The organism is Segatella copri (genome assembly GCF_019127135.1).
GTDB lineage: Bacteria > Bacteroidota > Bacteroidia > Bacteroidales > Bacteroidaceae > Prevotella.
In genome coordinates this window covers 50,649-59,046 of sequence record NZ_JAHOEA010000023.1, presented here as the reverse complement: position 1 = coordinate 59,046, position 8,398 = coordinate 50,649, and the positions used below count along the sequence as shown (strand labels likewise).

Here is an 8,398-nt window from a genome sequence, read left to right as displayed (position 1 = left end):
GGGTATCATTTGTGTTACCTGTATAAATCTAATACCATGCTAAAACACACTGCGGTGGTTCGCCCAAGTGGCTGGAGGCGCAAAGCCTCCAAGGAACGTTGCTTTATGGCAGGTCTATGCCATTGCGTTCTCTGTAAAGATACAGACCAGTTTAGTGCGGCTTGCCTGCTTGCCGATGACGGACTGCATAATGAACTCCCGAAAGGCTCGGCTCTCAATGCTGTCAATACGGAAGGCTACCGCAATGACGAGTTCAAGGCTATACACATCATAGCTGATGCGGTCGTTCTTCATGATATGACGGCGTACACCCTGCTCTTTCAGAATGCCGTCCTTGAATATAGCCTTGACAGCCTTGCGCACATAGTAGCCGAATACATTATACATGTCGGCAATCTCCTGCATGGTCATCCATACAGTATCGGTCGGCATGGATACCGTTCCGCTCTCACTGATAGTTATAACTCCTCTGTTCATTTCCCGTCCTCCTTATTTTTATTCTGGTCAGTTTCTTTTGTTTCTCTGCGCTGCATCAGCTTGTCCATGTCCTTGGATATATTGTCATCGGTGATGACGGCATAGACCTGGGTGCTTCGCAGGTTGGAATGCCCCATCATCTTGGCGATGCTTTCCATTGATATGCCCGAAGTAACCATGTTTACTCCGAATGTATGTCTTGCAACGTGTGCGGTAAGGTTCTCATTTATACCCAAAGCCACACCGAGTGAATGAAATTCAAACCACATGGAATCACGTGAAGAAAGAGGGAAAACAGGTTTGCTATCATCCGCTGTATTGTATAGCGACATTATTTGTTCAGCTATCGGATGCAAGGGAATGAACGCTTCGTTGTTGGTCTTTGCTCTTTTCTCACGGATGTATTTTCTACCGTCTGCCGTCATCCCGATATGGTGTGGATACAGGTTACGTAAATCGACATAAGCCAAACCTGTAAGGCTGGAGAAAACAAACATTCTGCGTGCCAACTCCAAAGCCTTATCCTCCATAGGAGTCTCCATAATGAGCAGCAAGTCATTTCTGGATATATGTCTACGCTTTGGTGAGCCTTTCTTTTCATATCCGACATCTTCCAATGGATTGAATTTCAGCAGACCTCTGTCAACAGCGATATAAACCAAGCGTTGCAGCCAACAAAGATTATGGTTCGTATTGGATGCACTATACCCTTTGCCAATCAAGAACAACTTATAAGATTTGCCAAATTCCTCAGTCAAATCTTCAAATGCAATGTCATTCATTCCTCGTAACCCGATGAACTCTCGCAAGTTTAGCTGCGATGTCTTAGATTGGCGATAAGAAGATGTTGAGTTAATACGGATAGAGCGCAGCCTAAGGCGTTCACGCTCCTCCTCGCCAGTGGCAAGCAATGTCATCGGGATAGTATTTGCATCAACAATAACATTCTTCAGAATCTCGGCGGTAACGATGCCCTTTTCCTTTGTTGCCTGCTCGTAGGCTTCGTCAATTCTTTGTCTGAACGCTTGCAGTAGTCCGTTCACTCTTGCATTCTTGGCTTCACCTTTTTTCGTGTCCCATTCTTCGGGAGCACAGTAAAGACCTGTTGCTATGGCTGACACTTTGCCGTCAATCGTGATACGGCAAAATATAGATGTGGTTCCGTCTGCCTTTACTCTGCCACGGTTGATATAATAAAACTGCTTGTATGTACTTCTCATTGTTATGTTCCTTTCTTATTTTGTGATAATATTACAGGACAAACTTGAAGTCCTTGTTGGCTTCGATGAACTTGTCCATATCCTCAAATAGCTTTTTCGGGGTGACACGTGCATAGATTTGCGTGGTCTGAATGTTGTTGTGACCAAGCATTCTGCTGATAGTCTCTATCGGAACACCTTCTTCGAGCGTAACGAGCGATGCGAAACTGTGCCGTCCAACATGATAGACCAAATCCATACTTATGCCAGATAGTACTCGGAGACTTTTCATGTTACCTCTCAGCACTCGAAATTCCTGTGGCGGTAAAAGAGTAGGTCTTGTCGGGTCTTTGTATTTCTCCAACATGGCAAGCGCCTCTGGCAGTAACTTCACACGTGCAAGCATCTTGTTCTTCTTTCTGTGGTATTTCAGCCAAAGGCTGCCCTCCTCATCACGAAAGAGGTTTTCTTCCGTGATGGAAACCGTATCGGCATAAGCCGTGCCTGTATAGCAGGCGAAAAGAAAAAGGTCACGTGTCAAAGCCAACGATTTTCTTCGCTCCGGTATTTCGAGGTCACGAATTTTCAAGAAGTCCTCACGTGTCAATGCCTTTGGTGGATTCTCTTTCTTTTGAGGTAGCTTGAAGTGCATGAAATGATAACGCTCGGAGTGTCCTGCCTTGAAAGCTATTCGGCAGGTCTTCTTCAAGATGGCGAGATAGTGGCGGACTGTATCAAGTGCAAGACCTCTCTGGTCCAAGCAAAAGTCCATGTACTCACGGATAAACTGCTCGTCAAGCTCACCGAATGCCACATCGTCAGTTCCATAACGCTTCTTGACGAACAATACCAATGTCAGGCGAGTGTACTGGTAGTTTGGAAGCGTGCCTTTCTTGTAGTCGATGCCGATTCTTGACTCAATGTCCGCAATGATGGCGTCAAGCTGCTTCAACAAGGTCATCTGAGTGTCTGCACTGCATTGAAACAGATCCTTTATCGCCTTTGCGTCAAAATCCGTCTTGCGCTCCACAAGTGACTCGTAGGCTGAGTTTATTGCCAGCAACAGCTTGTCAATCTTGGCGTTCACTTCCACAGCCTCCTTGCTCTTGCCGTCAAGTCTGCTCTCACGTGGATTCCATAACTTTGGCGTACATGACAACTTGCAACCGAACTGCGCCATTGTTCGGTTGAGGGTGATGCGTCCCATGATGGGAGCCTTACCGTTCTTGTCCAATCCGCTCTTTTTGAGGTAGAGCAGCACCTTGAATTTTTCAACTTTCATCTGCTTACTTTTTTAGTTTGCAAAAATAATCAATTAGTAAGCATTCTCCGTCATTGAAAGTTGTGCAGAACAGTGCAACAAACACTGGTGACAAACTATTTGTTTTTCACCTCGTTAGCAGTGTTGGTTTCGGTAACTGACCGCTAACGGTTTGGTAACTGAAACAACTCAATATCCTGCTCGGCTTTGCTTTGCAGCCAATTGGCAGAATTATGAAATATTGCTCATTCTCAACCACTTGCAGTTCATTTCTCTCATCTTCACTTTCCGTTGCTTTTGCTTAAATTGTGCATGAAAGAAGCCACACCCACATCGCTCATCAATAAGGCTACGGCATCAATCTCTGCAGGAGTAGCCTGAACCGGATAGCGGTAATCGGGCAACATGTTGCTCCAGTCGTAGTGCGACTGACTGAAATCCGCACTTTTCTTGGTCTGGTAGTAGGTTACCACATATTCATTTTTTCCCTGTCCCTGAGCCGGCCACTGATAATAATACATCATCTGAGCCACAGCCGTAGCCACACAGCCGCTGTAATCATATCCCGTTTTAGCATTAAACGGATACGACTGTCCCCATTTGCTTTTCAGCATCGGCGCTACGGTTTTAGAGTAAAGTCCGGTACGGGGTTTACTTAGCACCTTCACCTTCCCTTCTTTCAGCACCTCAAAAGTCTGTCGGTATCCCGAAAGCAGCAGTTTTACGCAGGGATTGACATTCAGCGTATCGAGACAACCTTCTCTGCTGTATCCCAGCACTTCTCCCATCTGGTCATCACCAGATACGATAACGAATCCCTGTCCCCGCGCATCATTATATATATAATAAGGTATACCAGCCTTATTTTTTCTGCCATCCTTCTTTGCTTTCATACCATCATCTTGCGGCAGAGTAACATATCTCTTAGCTATCTCCGTCGCTTTCTGCCAGTTGATTTCCTCTGCACAAACAGTTTGAGAACTGGCTATCATCAGGGCAACGATTCCCATCAACAGGTACCTCGTTTTCAAGCCCTTCCATTTTTTTCTTTCTTTTTTCTGTTTCATATTTTCAGGTCTTTATATTTGATATTGAGTTAATTACGCTACCTTCCAGGAATATCAGATTAGCTACACTTTGCCATCATCCAGAAAGTTTTCTGCAAAAATACAACTTTTCTGTGAAAAATACTGAGATTTTTCCAAATATTCGTGTGTTTATAAAATAAAAGTTTCTTCCAATTTTCTTGCTTATTACGAATTCAACATGAACGAGGATGCCTTCGACAAGGAGGAAATACAAGAAATATTATCCTAGACGATATCAACAAGTTTACACCCAAAGAGTTTTTAAAGATAAATATAAAAAGCTGCACCCATTCTTCGCGAACAGGATGCAGCTTACTAACTAACATTAACTTTAAATCAACTATTCTTTAAACCTACAATCTTATATTGTTATATATAACCAATAAGGGAAGCGAGGTTAACGGGTGTATTCCTCAGGAATCTGAGGCATCGCACCATTCTGGGTACAAACGTAGGCACTTACCTTTACGGCAAGTTCGTGAGCCTCCTGAATGCTCTTTCCCTTCAGGATGCTGGCACAGAATGTACCGGTAAAGCTGTCGCCTGCACCTACTGTATCAGCCACCTCAACCTTTGGAGTCTCCTGGAATGACTTCACACCCGGAGCAAAGACATAGCTGCCGTTTACACCGCAGGTCAGCACGAGCATATCGAGATTGTACTTGCCGAGAATCAGCCAGCACTTGTTCTCGATATCCAAACCTGGATAACCGAAGAGACGGCCGATGGTAATCAACTCCTCATCGTTAATCTTCAACACATTGCAGCGCTTCAAGCTCTCGGTAATCACCTCAGGAGTATAGAAGTTCTGACGAAGATTGATGTCGAAAATCTTCAGACAATCCTCTGGAGTATGATCGAGGAACGTATAGATGGTCTTACGGCTAACCTCACTGCGCTGAGCCAGAGAACCCCAGCATACAGCTCCAGCATTGACAGCAATCTCCCTGATATCACTGGTGAACGGGATATTATCCCAGGCTACACCTTGCTTGATATCGTAAGTAGGAACGCCCTCCTTGTCGAGCTGCACCTGAACAGTACCGGTAGGATAATCTACCTCAGGCATTACATACTTCAACTTCTTCTCATCGAGAATGCGAAGGGCTGTTTCGCCCAAGGCATCCTTACCCACAGCACTCACGGCTACAGAATGCAAACCATGCTGACCTGCGTGGTAAGCGAAGTTGGCAGGAGCACCGCCGAGTTGAGAACCACTAGGGAGAACGTCAAAGAGGATTTCGCCCAAACCTACACAATATTTTGTATTCAAATTCTTTGTTTCCATAATTACACCTTAATATATACGATATAAACGATTGCGGATGATTTATATTATAACTTGCGGATATAAGTGAAGAGATAAGCGACTCCCACAGCCATGACAGCCACAGCACCCACCTGACCCATAGCATCGCTGGCAAAGCCCATAATCAAAGGGAAGATGGTACCACCGAAGAGTCCCATGATCATCAGTCCACTCACCTCGTTCTTCTTATCAGGCATAGCAAGCAGAGCCTGAGAGAAAATCATGGAGAAGACGTTAGAGTTGCCGTATCCCACGAGGGCGATGGCGATATAAAGCATCGTCTTGCTCTCGCCTACCCACATGCCTATCATACTCAGAGCCATCATCACTACGCTGATAACGAAGAAAGTGCGGGTCTTCATCATACGGAGGAAGGCTGTACCGGTGAAGCATCCGATGGTACGGAAGATGAAGTAGAGCGATGTAGCGAAGGCAGCCTCGTTCAGCGTCCACCCCAAGCGCTCCATCAGAATCTTAGGAGCAGTAGTGTTGGTACCTACATCAATGCCTACATGGCACATGATACCGATGAAGGAAAGCAGCACGATAGGTTTGCCGAGCAACTTGAAGCACTCGCCAAAGCCGGAAGCCTTACCCTCATTCTTCTCTTCTTCAATAGGTGTACCTGCCAGGAAGAATGTTGCAGCTATTCCGATAATCATATAGATTGGGAAGAGGATTCTCCAGCCCAAACCGAAGGTTGGAATGCTTGCCATGGCACCCCACATGGCAATGTATGGTGCCAGAAAGGAAGCGATTGCCTTTACGAACTGTCCGAAGGTCAAAGTAGAAGCCAGGTTCTTACCTGATGTTACTACAGAAACCAGCGGGTTCAGGGAAGTCTGCATCAATGCATTTCCGATGCCGAGCAATGAGAACGACACGAGCATCAGCTCAAAGTTTTCGCCGAAAATGGGCAAAAGGAGTGAGATAACGGTAACGAGCAAAGACAGGAGTACAGTCTTCTTTCTACCTATCTTATTCATCAGGATTCCCGTAGGAACCGAGAAGATGAGAAACCAGAAGAATACCAGCGATGGGAACAGATTGGCTGTTGCATCATTGAGGTTGAGATCTTCCTTTACGTAGTTGGAGGCAATACCTACCAAATCTACAAATCCCATGGCGAAGAAACAGAGCATCACCGGGATGATTGATAACTTTGATGATTTATTCATAATTGTTAGCGTTATTGTTTCTATTTTGCTGGTGCAAAGGTAGCGATAAACGATACAACATATCATAAAATATCGTTCATCGGCTACCATTTATGTTGCATTGTTACATCAGTAACACGCTAAGAAACAATTATCTTATAGATTCAGTTCTTAACAGACGAGGTTACTTGATGTCGTAAACCTGATACTTGCCCTTTCCCTTTACAGTAACCTTGTTGTAAGGCTTGCTTGGGAACACGAGATTGGTCATGGCCATCTTGCCGTCAGCATCCAGTGCCTCAATGCTGCTCTTGTCGATGAAGATGCGCAGCTGGCTGATATTGCCATAGGTTGGAGCCTTGGTGACTGCAGCGAAGTCCTTGCTGAAATCCATCTTACCGCTCTTGGTTCTATCCATTGAGAAGGTTTCTGCCTTGGCATCGTAGTTCATCACTACCTTCTCGCCCTTATCGTTGCTCAGGGTGATAGTAGCATTTCCCTTCAGGTTTACTACCATTTCGCAAGATGCTGTAAGTTTCTTGCCTGCCTTCTTGCTTCTTGCTGCTGTCATCTCAGGAGATGGAACCACGCTGCAATAAGTTTCACCCTTATACTCGAAGAGACCTAAGTCGCGAGGAATAGAGTTGCCTGAACGGTACTGCTGGGTAGGAACCTGGTTGGCATACTGCCAGTTGCTCATCCAGGCGATAGCCACACGGCGACCGTTTGGAGCATTATCAAAGGAAACTGTGGCATAGTGGTCCTTACCGTAATCCATCCACTTGGTAACCTCAGGCTTGCTGTCGCAAGTAAACTTGTGTCCATCGAAATCACCTACGAAATACTGGGTTGCAGAACCGCCGAATGGACCACCAGGATTGATGTTGCAGATGAGCATCCACTTTTCCTTATCGGTGCCACGAACCTTCATCTTCATCAGGTCTGGGCATTCCCAGACACCGCCATGATTGCCATACTTCTCACCAAAAGAGCTTTCGTATTTCCAGTCCTTCAAGTTATCTGAAGAATAGATTTCCATGTGCTGACCAACCGCCATGATCATATTCCATTTCTTGATGTCCTCGTTCCAGAACATGTGAGGGTCACGGAAATCAGGCACATTGCTGGTGATGATCGGATTTCCCTCATATTTGGTAAAGGTCTTACCATTATCTGTGCTGTAAGCCATGCTCTGTGTCTGGTTCTCACCAGCCGAAGTGTAGAGAGCCACAACAGCACCCTTGCCCAAACCAGCGGTATTATTCTTATCCACAACGGCAGAACCGCTGAAAATGGTACCAATTGCATCTGGCTGGATAGGGGCACCCTGGAACTTCCAATGTACCAAGTCGGTAGATGTAGAATGTCCCCAGGTCATATTCTCCCACTGTGATCCGTAAGGATTATACTGGAAGTAGAGATTCCATACGCCATCCTTATAGAACATACCATTTGGGTCATTCATCCATCCGTAAACAGGAGTGTGATGGAAAACTGGGCGATACTGTTCACGATTCTTCATATCGAAAGAATCAGAGAACTTCATGTTCTCCCAGCAAGTGAGGGCGTTCAAACCCTCCTTGCTATAATCGCCGTTTACATGGATATCGAGAGCCAGGCCCTTCAAACCGGCAAACTCATTCATATAGAGAGGCACGTAATAATCTACGTGGTCTTTAGCCAACTTCACATTGAAGGCTTTCACCTGCTTGTTGTTGGCAATCACCTTAATATTGGCTATCTCTGCATTTTCCTGTACAGGGAGCAAGAGACACTTCTGGTTCTGACTCTCCTGGCTGATGCGATAGAGACAGTGGTTATTGCTCAAGAAGGAAGCCTGCTGGGCATAACTGGCGGTGAAACCGCAAAGAGCGACAAGCGCTGAAATAAATATCTTTTTCATTGTC

The 8,398-nt window shown here is 45.5% G+C and carries 7 protein-coding genes; all 7 read right to left on the bottom strand.

Annotation, left to right across the window (positions count from 1 at the left end; genetic code table 11):
* Positions 1–114 precede the first annotated feature (114 nt).
* The 7 genes from KSW37_RS07915 to KSW37_RS07885 all read right to left on the bottom strand — a co-directional run bounded on the left by KSW37_RS07915 (position 115) and on the right by KSW37_RS07885 (position 8,394).
* Complete coding sequence (locus KSW37_RS07915) at positions 115–477, bottom strand: hypothetical protein (protein ID WP_217743439.1); 363 nt, start codon at positions 475–477, stop codon at positions 115–117.
* On the bottom strand, positions 474–1,697 hold the full coding sequence (locus KSW37_RS07910) for a site-specific integrase (protein WP_217313927.1): 1,224 nt from the start codon (positions 1,695–1,697) through the stop codon (positions 474–476). Before KSW37_RS07910 ends, KSW37_RS07915 begins: the two co-directional genes overlap by 4 nt.
* Before the next feature lie 31 nt (positions 1,698–1,728).
* Positions 1,729–2,958, bottom strand: coding sequence for a site-specific integrase (locus KSW37_RS07905; protein ID WP_217743438.1), 1,230 nt, complete (start codon positions 2,956–2,958; stop codon positions 1,729–1,731).
* Between the two features lie 260 nt (positions 2,959–3,218).
* Positions 3,219–4,004, bottom strand: a complete 786-nt coding sequence (locus KSW37_RS07900) for a C10 family peptidase (RefSeq protein ID WP_217313925.1) — start codon at positions 4,002–4,004, stop codon at positions 3,219–3,221.
* A 418-nt stretch (positions 4,005–4,422) separates the two neighbouring features.
* Positions 4,423–5,313: a carbohydrate kinase family protein gene (locus KSW37_RS07895; protein ID WP_117586455.1), complete on the bottom strand. Its 891-nt coding sequence runs from the start codon at positions 5,311–5,313 to the stop codon at positions 4,423–4,425.
* Positions 5,314–5,360: 47 nt separating this feature from the next.
* Positions 5,361–6,512, bottom strand: a complete 1,152-nt coding sequence (locus tag KSW37_RS07890) for an MFS transporter (RefSeq protein ID WP_217313924.1) — start codon at positions 6,510–6,512, stop codon at positions 5,361–5,363.
* Between the two features lie 163 nt (positions 6,513–6,675).
* Positions 6,676–8,394, bottom strand: coding sequence for a DUF4980 domain-containing protein (locus KSW37_RS07885; protein WP_217313923.1), 1,719 nt, complete (start codon positions 8,392–8,394; stop codon positions 6,676–6,678).
* Between the last annotated feature and the right edge of the window lie 4 nt (positions 8,395–8,398).